The 13,155-nt window shown below is 68.5% G+C and carries 14 protein-coding genes; 11 read left to right on the top strand and 3 right to left on the bottom strand.

Annotated elements, in window-relative coordinates:
- Positions 1-47 precede the first annotated feature (47 nt).
- A complete protein-coding gene (locus tag ACWD3H_RS17810) occupies positions 48-1,061 on the bottom strand; it encodes an RNA polymerase subunit sigma-70 (protein ID WP_451955739.1) in 1,014 nt (337 codons plus the stop codon).
- 537 nt (positions 1,062-1,598) lie between these two features.
- Here ACWD3H_RS17810 and ACWD3H_RS17805 point away from each other — a divergent pair.
- From ACWD3H_RS17805 to ACWD3H_RS17775, 7 genes are all read left to right on the top strand, one after another.
- On the top strand, positions 1,599-2,786 hold the full coding sequence (locus ACWD3H_RS17805) for a sensor histidine kinase (RefSeq protein WP_451955738.1): 1,188 nt from the start codon (positions 1,599-1,601) through the stop codon (positions 2,784-2,786).
- Between the two features lie 51 nt (positions 2,787-2,837).
- Positions 2,838-3,500 (top strand): response regulator, encoded by a 663-nt coding sequence (locus ACWD3H_RS17800; RefSeq protein ID WP_451955737.1) that lies wholly within the window; start codon positions 2,838-2,840, stop codon positions 3,498-3,500.
- A gap of 108 nt (positions 3,501-3,608) precedes the next feature.
- Positions 3,609-5,051, top strand: coding sequence for a serine hydrolase domain-containing protein (locus ACWD3H_RS17795; protein ID WP_451955736.1), 1,443 nt, complete (start codon positions 3,609-3,611; stop codon positions 5,049-5,051).
- 51 nt (positions 5,052-5,102) lie between these two features.
- A complete protein-coding gene (locus ACWD3H_RS17790; RefSeq protein ID WP_355560365.1) occupies positions 5,103-5,279 on the top strand; it encodes a hypothetical protein in 177 nt (58 codons plus the stop codon).
- A 56-nt stretch (positions 5,280-5,335) separates the two neighbouring features.
- Positions 5,336-5,512, top strand: coding sequence for a hypothetical protein (locus tag ACWD3H_RS17785; protein ID WP_355560368.1), 177 nt, complete (start codon positions 5,336-5,338; stop codon positions 5,510-5,512).
- Entirely contained in the window at positions 5,509-5,928 is a 420-nt protein-coding gene (locus ACWD3H_RS17780) for a phosphatase domain-containing protein (protein ID WP_350921428.1), read from the top strand. Before ACWD3H_RS17785 ends, ACWD3H_RS17780 begins: the two co-directional genes overlap by 4 nt.
- 31 nt (positions 5,929-5,959) lie before the next feature.
- Positions 5,960-6,244: a hypothetical protein gene (locus tag ACWD3H_RS17775; RefSeq protein ID WP_451955735.1), complete on the top strand. Its 285-nt coding sequence runs from the start codon at positions 5,960-5,962 to the stop codon at positions 6,242-6,244.
- A gap of 180 nt (positions 6,245-6,424) precedes the next feature.
- Here ACWD3H_RS17775 and ACWD3H_RS17770 read toward each other — a convergent pair whose 3' ends face one another.
- Positions 6,425-8,539: a TerD family protein gene (locus tag ACWD3H_RS17770; RefSeq protein ID WP_451955734.1), complete on the bottom strand. Its 2,115-nt coding sequence runs from the start codon at positions 8,537-8,539 to the stop codon at positions 6,425-6,427.
- A gap of 351 nt (positions 8,540-8,890) precedes the next feature.
- Between ACWD3H_RS17770 and ACWD3H_RS17765 the strand changes: the two genes are divergently transcribed.
- From ACWD3H_RS17765 to ACWD3H_RS17750, 4 genes are all read left to right on the top strand, one after another.
- Positions 8,891-9,280 carry a GntR family transcriptional regulator gene (locus tag ACWD3H_RS17765; RefSeq protein WP_451955733.1) on the top strand — a complete coding sequence of 130 codons (390 nt, stop codon included), beginning with the start codon at positions 8,891-8,893 and terminating at the stop codon, positions 9,278-9,280.
- Positions 9,281-9,665: 385 nt separating this feature from the next.
- Positions 9,666-10,526, top strand: a complete 861-nt coding sequence (gene lgt, locus ACWD3H_RS17760) for a prolipoprotein diacylglyceryl transferase (RefSeq protein ID WP_451955732.1) — start codon at positions 9,666-9,668, stop codon at positions 10,524-10,526.
- A 770-nt stretch (positions 10,527-11,296) separates the two neighbouring features.
- The gene (locus ACWD3H_RS17755) at positions 11,297-11,485 is read left to right on the top strand and encodes a hypothetical protein (RefSeq protein WP_350921417.1); all 189 of its coding nucleotides are present in this window, start codon (positions 11,297-11,299) and stop codon (positions 11,483-11,485) included.
- A gap of 585 nt (positions 11,486-12,070) precedes the next feature.
- The gene (locus tag ACWD3H_RS17750; RefSeq protein WP_451955731.1) at positions 12,071-12,298 is read left to right on the top strand and encodes a hypothetical protein; all 228 of its coding nucleotides are present in this window, start codon (positions 12,071-12,073) and stop codon (positions 12,296-12,298) included.
- Between the two features lie 39 nt (positions 12,299-12,337).
- Here the strand turns inward: ACWD3H_RS17750 and ACWD3H_RS17745 are convergent, their stop codons facing one another.
- Positions 12,338-13,138, bottom strand: a complete 801-nt coding sequence (locus tag ACWD3H_RS17745) for a methyltransferase domain-containing protein (protein ID WP_451955730.1) — start codon at positions 13,136-13,138, stop codon at positions 12,338-12,340.
- Positions 13,139-13,155: the final 17 nt, after the last annotated feature.

Raw genomic sequence — 13,155 nt, 5'->3', positions numbered from 1 at the left:
CGGCTGATTGCCTCGTGCGGTATTGAGACGGCATCCACCGCGGAACCTCATCGGTCCGGGGTGGGTGGGAGGTTGAACGACGGGAACAGGGCCGGCTCGTGGAACGCGACGATCTCGGTTATCCGGCCGTCGCGGACCCGCAGCACGCCGATGCCGAACGGCTCGTACGCGTGCCCGCCCGGCGGACACCGGTAGGTCGCCGCGGCCAACTGGCCGTTGGCGCTCGCCGGCAGCATGCGCAGCGTTCCGATGTAGTCGGGTGAGCCGGCGTCCCAGCTCGCCGACAGCGCTGCCAGCACGCCGTCGCGGTCGGCGAACCACTCCGGGTACGGCGGCATCGTCGCCCGCACGTCCCGCGCCAGCAGCTCGGCGACCTCGGTCAGGTCGCCACGCTCCACCGCGGACATGTAGCGGCGCAGGATCCTGCGGTCCTCGTCGGTGGGCGGGGCTGACGGGGCCCAGTCCGACCGGCCGGGCGGCAGGTGGGTGCGCAGGGTGGCTCTGGCCCGCTGCAGTGCGCTGTTGACCGAGGCGACACTGCCGTCGAGGGCCTCGGCCGTCTGGCGGACCGGCCAGCCCAGCACGTCGCACAGGATCGTCGCGGCGCGCTGCCTCGGCGGCAGGTGCTGGATGGCGGCCAGGAACGCCAGCTCCAGGGTCTCCTTCGCGACCACCGCGGCCTCCGGGTCGTCGGCGCTCGGTGCCACCGGCTCCCACAGGTGGCCGGGGAACGGCTGCAACCACGGGCCGGCCGGCGAATCGGCCTGGTCGGGCAGCGTCCGGCGGCTCCGGCCGTCGAGGAAGTCCAGGCAGGCGTTGGTGGCGATCCGGTACAACCAGGCGCGCAGTGAGGAACGGCCCTCGAAGCCGTCCCGGCCGCGCCACGCCCGCAGGAACACCTCCTGGACCAGGTCCTCCGCCTCGTCGAACGACCCGAGCATCCGGTAGCAGTGCACCCGCAGCTCACCCCGGTGCCGCTCGGCACGTTCGGCGAAGTCGGTCACCGGGCGGCCCCGCAGCCGCATCATCTCTTCCTCGGAGAACACATCCCGAGTCGCCACGAACCCACCACCCAGCCATCGACCGTCACCAAACGGACGATAGGGTACGGGGCGGCCAAACCAAGATCAATTCCTGGATCCTTAGCGTTGTTTTTCGCTGGAAACTACGGCACCGACTATCCGGATGACACGGAAGAACCCATATAGGGACATTGGAGAATCCAAGGCGAATTGGCCCGGTTGGGCGACATCATCGCGGCCTCAACGGTGTGGGCGATCCCGCGCCGGCATGACTGCGCACCCCGGACGGTGCAGGCCCGCAACCTGGTGATGGCCGAAGACCCGTCGTCACAAGCGTGATCAGCGAATACCACCACGCCGCTTGACCACAGCTCAGGACAGCGCCTGCCCGCGCGCGCAGTCTTCTGGGACGCCGGCCGCTTCGACGGCTCGGCGTTCGATGAGGCAGCTCATCGACGGGCTTCGCCGGCGGGTTCGTGGCGGGGCGCCAGAATCGGCCTGCCCGCTGCTGGCTATCCTGTGGCACGTCGAGCCAGGCAGGGCTCCCCACCACGAGCTCACCGGAAGGCGACGACCGTGACAGCCTCCCAGCGCCGGAGCACATGGCCGGCGACGACGGTGGTGGCGCACGTGGTCCTGGCTCTCCTGACGGTGATCATCCTGGCGGGCGTCTGGCACCTCGGCGCGGACCTGTGGCAGATCCTCGCCGCGGCGGGTGCTGCCGTCCTGCTCCATGTGGGAGCGGTGGTGGCCCATCGACGGCCGTGGGTGGGGTACGTGATCGGCGCGCTGGCAATGCTCGTCCTGGTGACGATGCCCTTCCTGGGTTGGTCACCGAACATGCTGCCCTCGGCTGTGTGCTTCCCCCTGACGTTGTGGCGGCTGACCAGCCTGGTCTCGGTCAGGTCCTCGGTGGTTGCGTTGGCCGTCGCCGCGCTCGGGATCGTCCTCACCGAGCTGGTGGCGTGGGCCCGGCTGCCCCCTGACATCCCTGGGTGGGCCCGCCTGGTCGAGGGCGGGCTGCTGATGCTCGTGGTCGGCGGTGTGTGGCTTGCGGCCCTGCTGGTACGTCGCAGGCACGAGGCCGGCCGACGAGCCGAGAGCGAACGACTGGCCGCGGCGGTCGCGGACGAACGGGCCGGCATCCGCCGCGACCTGCACGATGTGATCGCCCACACGGTCACCGTCATGGTCGCGCGGATCGAGGCCGCGGCGGTGACGACGGCGGATCCGGCGACCCGCCGCGAACTCGGCGACATCGCCGAGGCCGGCCGGGACGCCCACCAAGGTCTGCGAGCGATGCTGGCCACCTTGGGCCCGGCCACCGTGGCGCCGCGCGCCGATTCCCGGCCCAGACAGCTCCCGATCTCGCTCGATGCCCTCCCTGACCTCGTGGCCTCGGCGGCGAGCCCGCTCCATGCGGTGACGTTCGCGGAGGTGGGTGAGCGACGGCCGCTGAGCCTGAGTGCCGAGGTCGCGGCGGTCCGGACCGTGCAGGAGGGCATCACCAACGCGCTGCGCCACCTCGAACCACCGGTCGAGGTGACCGTTCGCCTGCACTGGACCCCGGCCGAGGCGGTGGTGGAGGTGCGCGACGATGGCGGCAAGGCGCTTCGCGACGTCGGCAGCCAGGGGACCGGCTTGATGGGGATCGAGGAACGTGTGCGTACCGCAGGCGGCACCCTGTCGATCGACGACGGGGACGAGGGGTGGGTGCTGCGGGCGCGGCTCCCCACGAAGGAGGGGAATGACCGAACGAAGTGAGGGAATCAGCAAGCACAACACCTTGGTCATGAGGCCGACGAAGGAGGTCTCGTGACCGGGATCCGTGTCATGCTCGTCGATGATCAGGAGTTGCTGCGGGCCTCGCTCCGTACGGTGCTGTCGGCCGACGAACGCATCGAGGTCACCCACGACGTCGCGAACGGCAGCGACGCGATCGAGGTCGTCCGGCGGCACCGCCTGGAGGTGGTACTGATGGACATCCGCATGCCGCGCATGGACGGGGTCGCCGCCACGGCGGAGATCGTCAGGATCGCACCGGCGACCCGGGTGCTCATGCTGACGACGTTCGATGATGACGAACTGGTCGTGGCCGCCATCCGGGCCGGCGCGAGCGGCTACCTGACCAAGGACGTCCGGCCCGCAGCCCTGGCCCAGGCCGTGTGTGATGTCGCCTCCGGGACGTCGGCGCTGGCCCCGGGGGTGGCCGCGACGATCCTCGATCTCGTACGGCAGGTGCCGATGCGGAGGACGGCAGCCCTGGACGGCCTCACCCCACGCGAGGTCGAGATCTTCGGCCTGCTCGCCCGCGGCAGGTCCAACGGCGAGATCTGCGCGGAACTGGTGCTGAGCGAGAACACGGTGAAGTCGCACGTCCGGGCCGTCCTGCAGAAACTGAACCTGCGCGACCGCGTGCACGCGGTGATCCACGCGTATGAGAACGGGCTTGTGGGTCGCAACGATCTGCCTGACTGAGATTCCATCCTGCCGGGTGGTGCCGTCTCACCTCTTCGGGTGATGTCGGCCGGTGACGCCCGGCCTAGGTTCGACGTCGTGCATTTCCTACATCTGCGCTTTTCGCGTGTGACCTCCCTCATCGTCCTCGGCGGTGTGCTCGTCGCCCTGTTGCTCGGCTGGACGGCGCCGGCCCATGCCACCGGCGAACGGCTGGTCGACGACTACCGCTCCGTCTACGGCACGCCGGGTGTCGCGGCGGCCGTGATCGACGGGTCGTCGGTCGAGACGATCGTCCGCGGCCGGGACGGGGACGGCGACGCGGTGACGGCGCGGACTCGGTTCCGGATCGCGTCGATGAGCAAGTCGATGACGGCGGCGGCGATCATGCTGCTGGTCGACCGTGACCGCGTCTCCCTGGACGACCCGGTCGTCAAGGTCCTGCCCGACTTCAGGATGGCCGATCCGCGCTTCACCGGGATCACCGTGCGCCAGGTCCTCAGCCATACCTCGGGGCTGTCGAACAGCACGAACAACGAGTACGTGTTCCCGCCTCCGCGCAGCGCGCAGGAAATCGTGGCCGGGCTGGCCGACAAGACCCTGGCCGCCGATCCGGGCACCCGCTCGGAGTACCACAACACCAACTACTCGATCGCGGCGAGGATCGTCGAAGTGGTGTCGGGGAAGTCCTTCGACGCCTTCCTCCACACCGAGCTGTTCACGCCGCTGGGCATGACCGGCACCAGCTCGACGCTGGGGTGTTCCGATCGTGCCGAGGGCCTGCCGTCCGGGTACGAGGTCGTTCTCGGGGTTGCCGTCGCGGCACCGGAGATGCCGGGGATCTGCGTCGGCAACGGCGGGGTGATCTCGACCCTGGACGACATGGTGCGGTGGCTGCGGTTCAACCAGGGAACCTTCGGGGCGGACCTGCTGAGTGCCGGCTCCCTGGCCGAGTTGCACACCGTCCAGCCGAAGGCCGGCGACTACGCCCTCGGCTGGCAGTCCCGCCCCGTCGCGGCAGACGCCCCGCCGTCGGTGATCGGCCACGGCGGAACACTGGCGACGTGGACCGGGGACATGGTCTTCTCGCCCAAGACCGGTGTGGCCGCCCTCGTCCTCACCAACAGCGGCGGCGATCCCAGCCTGCTCTCGACCAACCTTCTCGCCGAACGGATCGGAGCCCCGGCAACGCCGATGAGCAACCCGCTCACCGTCGTGAACGCGGTCCTGCTCGGGCTCACGGTGGGGATGGCCGCACTGCTGGTCACCGCGGTCGTCCGAGCGCGCCGCTGGGCCTCGCGGCGCCGCGCGGCGCGCCGGCCGAGGCTGGTTCTGCGGCTCGTGCCCCTTGCCCTGGTGACGGTGCTGGGCGCGGTGCTGCCGACGCTGATCTGGGGGGCGTTCAGCTTCCAGTACTGGATCGTCACCGCCTGGCTGCTGCCGCTGCTGGCGCTTTTCTGCCTCATCTGCTGCGTGCTCGGGGCGGTCGCACTCGGCCGCCGCCTCTGGTGCTTCCGCCGCGCCGGTCAGGCGACCTTCGCACCGGTACGGCCGGCCACGGCGGACAGCTGACCTGGGCGGGAACCTGGCCGGAGCCGCCATCGCCACCCCCGAGGAGACGCCGTGACCTGGTTTCATCGGCACCGCATGCAGGCCGTGGACGTCAGACACGACACTTACACCATCGGCGGCGGCCAGGTCACCCTGATCTTGCGCCGACGCCAATGCGGTAAACACGACACCGAGGCCATCACAGGCCACTGGCCAGCCGAACGGTTCCTGCCCGTGAAGGAGGTCTGACCGTTGACCGCCGCCCGCGAGGTGGCAGGCTGGCAGCCAGACCCCCGGGAGGACATGTGAGCTGGACCAAGCACTCCACCCCCGAGTTCCAGGCCATCGCTGACACGTTGACGATACTTGAACGTCTCACCGTCACCTCCGACCTGCCCGACCAGCCGGACATGAAGCGGGTCAACCAATGGATGGTGGAGGCATACGCCAAGTGCTGGATGCAGGAGTGGCTGAAGCCATGAGTAAAGCTCTGTGGATCGTCGACCTCGACGGCACCCTAGCCCTCCGAGGAGACCGGAACCCCTACGACTGGCACCGGGTAGGGGAGGACACACCAAACCCGCCCGTCGTCGCTGTCGTTCAAGCGCTGATCCTCGCCGGACATCCGATCGCCTACGTGTCCGGACGCAAGGAACAGTGCCGCCGCCAAACGGAGATGTGGCTGGCCGCCAACGTCGGCCATCTCGACGACGCCGAGGGCCTGTGGATGCGCGACGACCACGACAACCGGCCCGATGTGAAGGTGAAACGCGACATCTACCAGCGGAACTTCACCCTCAGAAAGATCGCTGGGGTCATTGACGACCGCGCGGGCGTGGTCAAGATGTGGCGTTCACTGGGCCTGACTGTCCTGCAAGTCGCCGAAGGAAACTACTGATGAGCGCCCGCGGCATCACCGAGGAGGACCGTTGAGCAAGGACATGCTGTCCTTGCTCCGCCGTGAGGTGGAGGCGAGACTCGCCACGGCCCGCGCCGCAGCGGACAAACCTTTCCAGGAGCCGGGAATGACGTTGTTCATCACAACCAAAGCCGGCGACTACTACCACCTGACCGAGTGTCCAGGGTTCCAGGCAGGTCGCCACGGCAGCGAACAGGCCGGATACACGCTCCACGACATCCTGGAAACGAGCGAGGCGGACGCCCGCGCAGCAGGCAAAAAGCCATGCAAGCAGTGCGTAGCCGACCGGTCGTGAGGAAAGCCCGAGAACTAGATATGCCAGTAGACCCACTGGGGTCTACCTGGAATCGAACCAGGATAGAAGGAAGCCCTCGAATGGCCTCACGACCGGAACACGAGGAAAGCGGGAAGGCTGGATACTTTTCCAAAAAAGGTGAGAAGGAAGCCCTCCCATGGCCTCGCGATCTCCACGCTATCAGGCGGGGATCAGCTCGTGCAGCGTCCCAGGCGTGTACACCCGCGCGCCCTTCGGTAGATCGGCCGGCGCCTGCAAGCCGATGTAGGTGGCGTGCTCACCCGACGAGCCCTTCTGCCGCAGCAGGTCGGCCAGGTATCGGACCCGCAGGTGGTCGCGTTCGACGATTGAGCGCACCAGGAGAGAGGCCGTGACGCGGTTACCTTCCACCTGGTTGAAGCCGGGGTGGCCCTTCAGGTAGAGGTGCAGCCACTTCGCCCGCCAGGCGCCGTCGTCACCGCGCAGGAAGACAAGTGGGAGGGCGACGCGGCCTGCGCCACGCAGGTCGGACTTCATCCGTACCGTGCGCGGCTCGAACGGCAGGCCCTCCTGCTCGGCGTCCCTGCTCATGAAGCCGAAGAACGCCTCGGCGGCTTCGTCGAACGCTTCGCCACTGTAGATGTTCACCTGCGGAATGATGATCGACCGGGTCGCCTGGGCAAGGCGGATGTTGATGAACTCGCTCGCACCGTCAGCGGCGTCGGTGAGGTCGCCGGAGTATTCAGCGAAGCCGTTGCGGTAGCTCGTCCACGAGATGTGCTCAGGATTGCCGTAGGAGGCGTCCAACATCAGGGCCGACAGGTCGTAGTCGGTGCGCCGCTCGGCCTGCCGCCAGTAGACGAAGAACCGCAGCAGCTCCCCGTCCACCGCCGACAGCGAGCCGCGCGGCAGCATGCCAAGCCCGGGCGCGACGGCCTTGCCGGACAGCGGCAGGGCGACGTCGAGCACCTCGGGATCGACGATCAGCTCGCCGAGGTCGGGAAGCCGCCGGGTGATCTCCTCGTCCAGGATGGCCGCCGCCCGCGACACGACGCTCTCCTCGATCGGGGGGCGGGCATCGGCCGTCGCCCATGCCCGGCCGTGCCGGTTGGCGAAGACACGCCCGGCGGCCGGCGCGAGCCGGTTCTGCAGGTGCTCGCGCAACGACAGCAGCACCCGGCCGGAGGCGACCGCCGCGGCCTTCTCCGCGGCGTCCAGCACAGCCGAGGCTGAAGAGCCGGTTCGCAGCAGGTGATCGAGGCGGCGCAGCAGCGCGCCGGGTGCCTTCCCCAGCAGCTCGACCGCGTCGCCGGTACGGCCGGCCGACAGGGCCGCCTCGACGCGGCTGTCGAAGCTGCGCGCCGGACGGACGCCGCGGGCGACCTCGAAGACCTGGACGGCGCGCGGAAGGTGCGGGTACTCGTGCGGGTGCAGGCGCTCGCCGAGCCGCTTCCACTGCTCCTGGTAGCGGGGCACGTCGCCGAGCTTGGCCGGCGTCGCGACCGCGTCCAGGGCCTGCAGGAGAGCGCGGCGCTCGGCCCGGCGGAACGAGCGGAAGCGCGTCCGCTCGGACAGCGTGACGTCACCGCCGGAGCAGCCGCAGGCGAGCCGGAGCACGTCGGTCACCGTGTCCACGAGCAGCGGGCGCCCCGCGGCCAGGCGCACCTCGTTGACGATGGCGCGGTTCTCGCGCACCGGGATGCGTTCGGGCTCGTCGGCGCAGAACGCGGCCAGTGTGCGGAGCGCTGTCAGGTCCTCGGCGGACAGCGGCACTTCCGAGCCCGCCAGCGAGAAGTACAGCTCGCGCGCCTCCGACTCCAGACTTCCGCCCAACTCCAGCATGGTCACCCGGTCACCGGCCAGCGGAATCAGCTCGGCGTGAGCGGCCAGCAGGTCGGCGTAGGCGTGCTGGTAGTGGCCGTAGCCGGGCAACGCGAGCAGGTTGAGCGTCACCGGCTGGACGCGCGTGACGGCGACCGGGTCGAGCAGCACCTCCCGCAGGAGCCCGACCCAGAACTCGATGGTGTCGGGGACGTTCTTGGGGAAGTTGAGGAAGTACGCGTTGTGCTGCACGTGGTCACCGACCAGGTGGCGGACGGCCGCCAGGACCCGCACGCCGAGATCGACCACGCTTTCGCCACGCAGCCTCGCCAGACGGTCGAGCAGGGCCGCCGAGCACTTGAAGCCGACGCTCAACAGCGCGGCGTCGAGCTGGCGGGCGGCCACCTCTCCCCAGCCCGGGTGGGAACCGGCGGGAGCGTCGCCGATGGGGACGCACAGCCGCCGGGCAATGACGAGGCTTTCCAGAGTGTCCACGAATGCACCTTATAGCCGAGACGCGTCTATGTTCTGCGGGTTTTCTGGGCCTGCACAATCAACCATCCGGTCTCGGCTAAAGGCGGGCAATTCAATAACGCATCCCTGGAATGACCTCTGGTGTCTGAACGCTGAAACGCGAAAGGCGGCCTCCCGCTCACGGGTCAGCTTCATACGCCCCTGAGGTGACCGGATCTTGCGGATCTCGAAGTCCATCGCACTCCCCGAGCCGGGGTGTTGCGACGACCGCTAGAAGGAAAGCTCGGTGCCGGGGATCTCGCGTGTCCAGCTACTTCACGCGCCACTCCAGGGCATTATGGAGGCAGAGGGCCGCACCCCTACCGTCAGACCGTGCGCGAGATTGATCATGATGCCGAGACGCCCGTGTACCGCCAGGTCGCTGACGCCATCCGGCGGGACATCCAGACCGGCCAGTTCCGGCCGCACCGCCCCCTACCCTCTGAGATTCACCTGCAGCAGCGTTTCGGAGTGGCCCGCGACACGGTCCGAAAAGCGATCAGCCACCTCACCTCGCTCGGCCTGGTACGCACGGTTCCCGGCCGTGGAACCTACGTTCGGGCGCCGGAGGTCACCGTGATCGCTCCGGAGCCGGGCATGCGCATCACCGCCCGGATGCCGACCGAGGTCGAATGCGAGGAGCTGGTGCCCGTCCTGGTCGTCGAGCGCGGTGACCAAGTCGAGGTGCTGCCCGCGGACTCCTCCGAGATCCGCGTCCAGTAGCCGGCCCTCGTACGCATCCCGTGACGTGACGACATTCCGCGCGTACTGTCCGAGCATGCCCCCCCGCTGAAGGCCCAGCAGACAAGGCAACCCCGCCGGACGCCCCCATCCCGTCAAGACTTTCTGACGCCCCCCGGCGCACGACCAGGACCTTCCGCAACCACCGCCGTCAAATTGAACGATCCAGAACAGCGTAAAATCGATCTTTTAATCCATAGGTTCCGGGTTCGAGTCCCAGGCGCCCTACCATCTGACCTGCAGTCGTGGTCTTCGAGGCGATGAACAGGATCACTCGTCGTACGCCTGCCGCCAGGGCGGTAAAGGCATGCGAATATGGACTCCGGCGGGATGTGTGATCGCGGCGGGCTGCACTAGATTGCCTGCCATGTCGCTTGCCAGCATTCCCAGTCCCTCCGAAGGGGTCTGGTATTTGGGGCCGTTGCCCATCCGTGGTTACACGATCTGCATCATTCTCGGTGTCGTGGTGGCCGTCGTCGTCGCCGAGCACCGCTGGCGGAATCGCGGTGGGACGCCGGGAACCATGCTGGACCTGGCGACGTGGGGGGTCCCGTTCGGCATCGTGGGTGCGCGGCTGTACCACGTCATCACCGACTGGCAGCTGTACTTCGGGCCTGATGCCCCCTACCGGCCGATCGACGCGATCCTGATCTGGAGCGACTCCGGACCGGGCTGGCGCGGCCTGGGTGTCTGGGGCGCCGTCGCCCTGGGTGGGGTGGGCGTGTGGATCGCTTGCCGCCGCCGGGGCATCGCCTTGAGCGCGGTCGCCGACACCGTGGCCCCGGCCGTCGCCATCGGCCAGGCCATCGGCCGATGGTGCAACTATTTCAACCAGGAGCTGTTCGGCGGCCCGACCGACCTGCCCTGGGGGTTGGAGATCGATGCGGGCCGTCCGGGGACCGTGCCGGGCGTCACCACCTATCACCCCACGTTCCTCTACGAGTCGCTGTGGAGCCTGGGCCTGGCGCTGGCACTGATCTGGATCGGCGGTCGCTTCGCGCTGCGGCACGGCCGGCTCTTCGCCTTGTATGTGGCGGGCTATACCGCGGGCCGGTTCTGGATCGAGGGCCTGCGCGTCGACCCGGCCAACGAGATCCTCGGGATGCGGCTGAACCAGTGGACGTCGATCGCTCTGTTCCTGGGCGCGATGGCCTATGTCTACCTGACCCGAAACAAGAGGTCCAAGGAGTCTCTGGGCGATGAACGGGTTCCCGCCGAGGTGAAGTGACCCCACGCGATGGCGCCACCTGGATACGGCGGGCCTTGCCGTCACTGAGGCTTTTTCATCCTGATGGCCTGGTACGGGAGAAGCGGGCCAAGCCCGCGTTCCCGATCCACTTGCAGTCGCCGGCCGTGGCGGAGGTAAGGGCGACGTGCCAGGCCGGCGCGCAGACGCCTGGGGCAGAGGCCTGCGCGGTGCCGGTTCCGGTGACGGGGAGCGTGGACGCTGCGGGCAGGACGGCGCCGTTTTTCCCGACACCCACGAGATCGACCTGTGACGCCCAGATGAGCTTCGGGCACGGCCCGCACCTCCGCCCAGGCCGTTGCTCGCTCGTAACCGGCCTTCCAGCCGGCGCGCCGGTTCCCGGGCCTGGAATTCGCCGTCTCCCCCCATGGTTCGGTGGTGAACCGGTGCGGCCCCGGCCGAGCACCGGAACCGGCCGTACGCAAAAAAGTTGGGCCTCCAGGTCTTCTGACCGGTGGGACGAGATGGGCGGCTAACGGCACCACCGGCCGGACCACCCGCACCCTCCGGTGTCGGACCGGTTTCTCCCCGGAGAGGTGGCCCGAACGGGGACGCGTGTTCGATACATAGAGGATGCCCCTTCTCTTCGCGGCGCAGGCCGGACAGCTGCGGGAGTGCCCCGAACTCCAACGGCTGTCCGGATGTCGTCCCAAGTTGAACCGGCTCTCTCCAGGTAGTCGTATGAGTGCGCACAGCAACGGAGAGGTGGCCCGCGACAGGCGGGCCACCCTCGCCCAAAGGAGAAGACCGCGATGAACCGCACCACGATCGCCGCTGGGCTGATCACTCTCGGCGCCGTCCTGGCCGCGCCCGCGCTAGCCGCCGGTCCGGCTCACGCGACGGCCTCCCCCTCCGACCCGTGGGACGGACTCGGGATCGGACTCGGGAACGGAATCGGGACCGGGATGCTCCTCGACTACGGCAACATCGGCATCCTCTAGGAGTAACCGCACAGGTCTGGAAATGCCGGCGGCCTCGTTCCCCTCCAGAACGAGGCCGTCACCGCGGGACGGCACCGCCGCCCGGTCGCCCGTCCACGGCGTCCTCGCCGGCGGCCGACGGCGGAGCGTCCGGCGACGGAGGGCGCGATGGCCGCATCCATGCGATTCCCAAGCCGACAGCGCGGGTTCGATTCCCGTCCCCCGCTCGCAGCACATCCCAACCCGGGCCTCGATCCCCCCTCTGCGGGAAGCGGGCCCGCCCCGAGCCCGCCACACGGTCAGAACCCCGCGCGGCGGGACATCCTCAGGGCGCACAGGCAGGCGAGGTGCGCGGCGCGAGACCGCTGCCTTCCACGCTGCGGTACGGGAGGTGGTCAGATGTCCGAGCGAATCACCTGGACCACACACCACTTTCTCCCAGGCCGACCCGAAGGACCCGCAACGGGAAGACTCGACTCCCGTCACCTACTCCAACCATTAAGGCCCAGGTCAGAGGCCAAATCCTCACCCAATCCTTGATCGTTCTGGCGGAGCTTGTCGATCCTCCGTCGCGAGCGTTCTCACAGGCGGCACATACTGGAGAGGATGAAGCCAGCCAACGGCGTACCCCGTCGTCACCTGCCCACAAGTCCCTTCAAACCCCCGCCCCCGGCCCCGCCTGTCGAGCGGTTCAGCGTGAACGACCGGGTGACCCATGATCGATATGGTCTTGGCATCGTCACCGGCGTAGAAGACGAGATCGCCGTGGTCGTCGATTTCGGATCGCGACAGGAACGCGTCACGGCACCGTTCAAGAAGCTGTACAAACTCTGAGCCCACTGCGCCGCCGGGGAAGCACACAGCACGCGCTTTTCAGCACGTACGACGATGCGCGACTCGTAACTCGGTCAGATAGCGCTTGCTGATCCGGCCACCGTGACGCTCGTCGATCAGAGACCCGATACAGCTAAGGAGATCAGCCCGCGCTCCACTCTCCAGCGCTCGATGACCGGAGTAGGTGCGCAGCACGTCCAGATACCGCGCGGTCGAGTAGGACAGTTCCCGTTCGTAGCGGCGGAAGACGGCCGGCCCGAACCGTGCCGACCGGTCCAGCTCCGCGCTGTCCGCGGGGATCTCCGCTGAGGTGCGCAGGCGCAGCCCCGGCGGGGTCGACGGGTCGAAGCGCTCATAACAGTCCTGCACCTCACGGAAGAAGTCCTGGCTGCCACCGGCGACATGATGCGTGCTGATCGTGGCCAGCGCACCCCCGACGCGCAGGGCGTCGGCCGCCTTCTCCACCCGCACCGCCGGGTCGATCCAGTGAAACGCCGTCGCCGAGACCACGACGTCGAACGGCTGTCGCGGCAGCGGCCAATCCTCGAATGCCGAGTTCTCGACGGCGACCAGCGGGAAACGCGCCAGATTGCGGCTGGCGACGGCGGCCATCGACGCACCGAGCTCCACCGCGATGATCTGACTTCCCCGCTCGGCCAGCGGCACGGTGGCCTGCCCCGTGCCACAACCGATCTCCAACACCCGGCATCCCGCACGGGCCCCGGCCAGATCGGCCAGATCGTCGAACAGCTCGGCCGGATAGCCCGGACGAGCCCGGTCGTACAGTTCGGCGTCCTCGGTGAAGGTCTCGCGCAACCTTTCCCGATCGCTCTTGGCCATGCTCGAAGGTTAATCCG

Source organism: Streptosporangium sp. NPDC002607, assembly GCF_053592655.1.
Note: the sequence above shows the minus strand (reverse complement) of the source record. Positions and strands in the feature narration are given on the sequence as shown.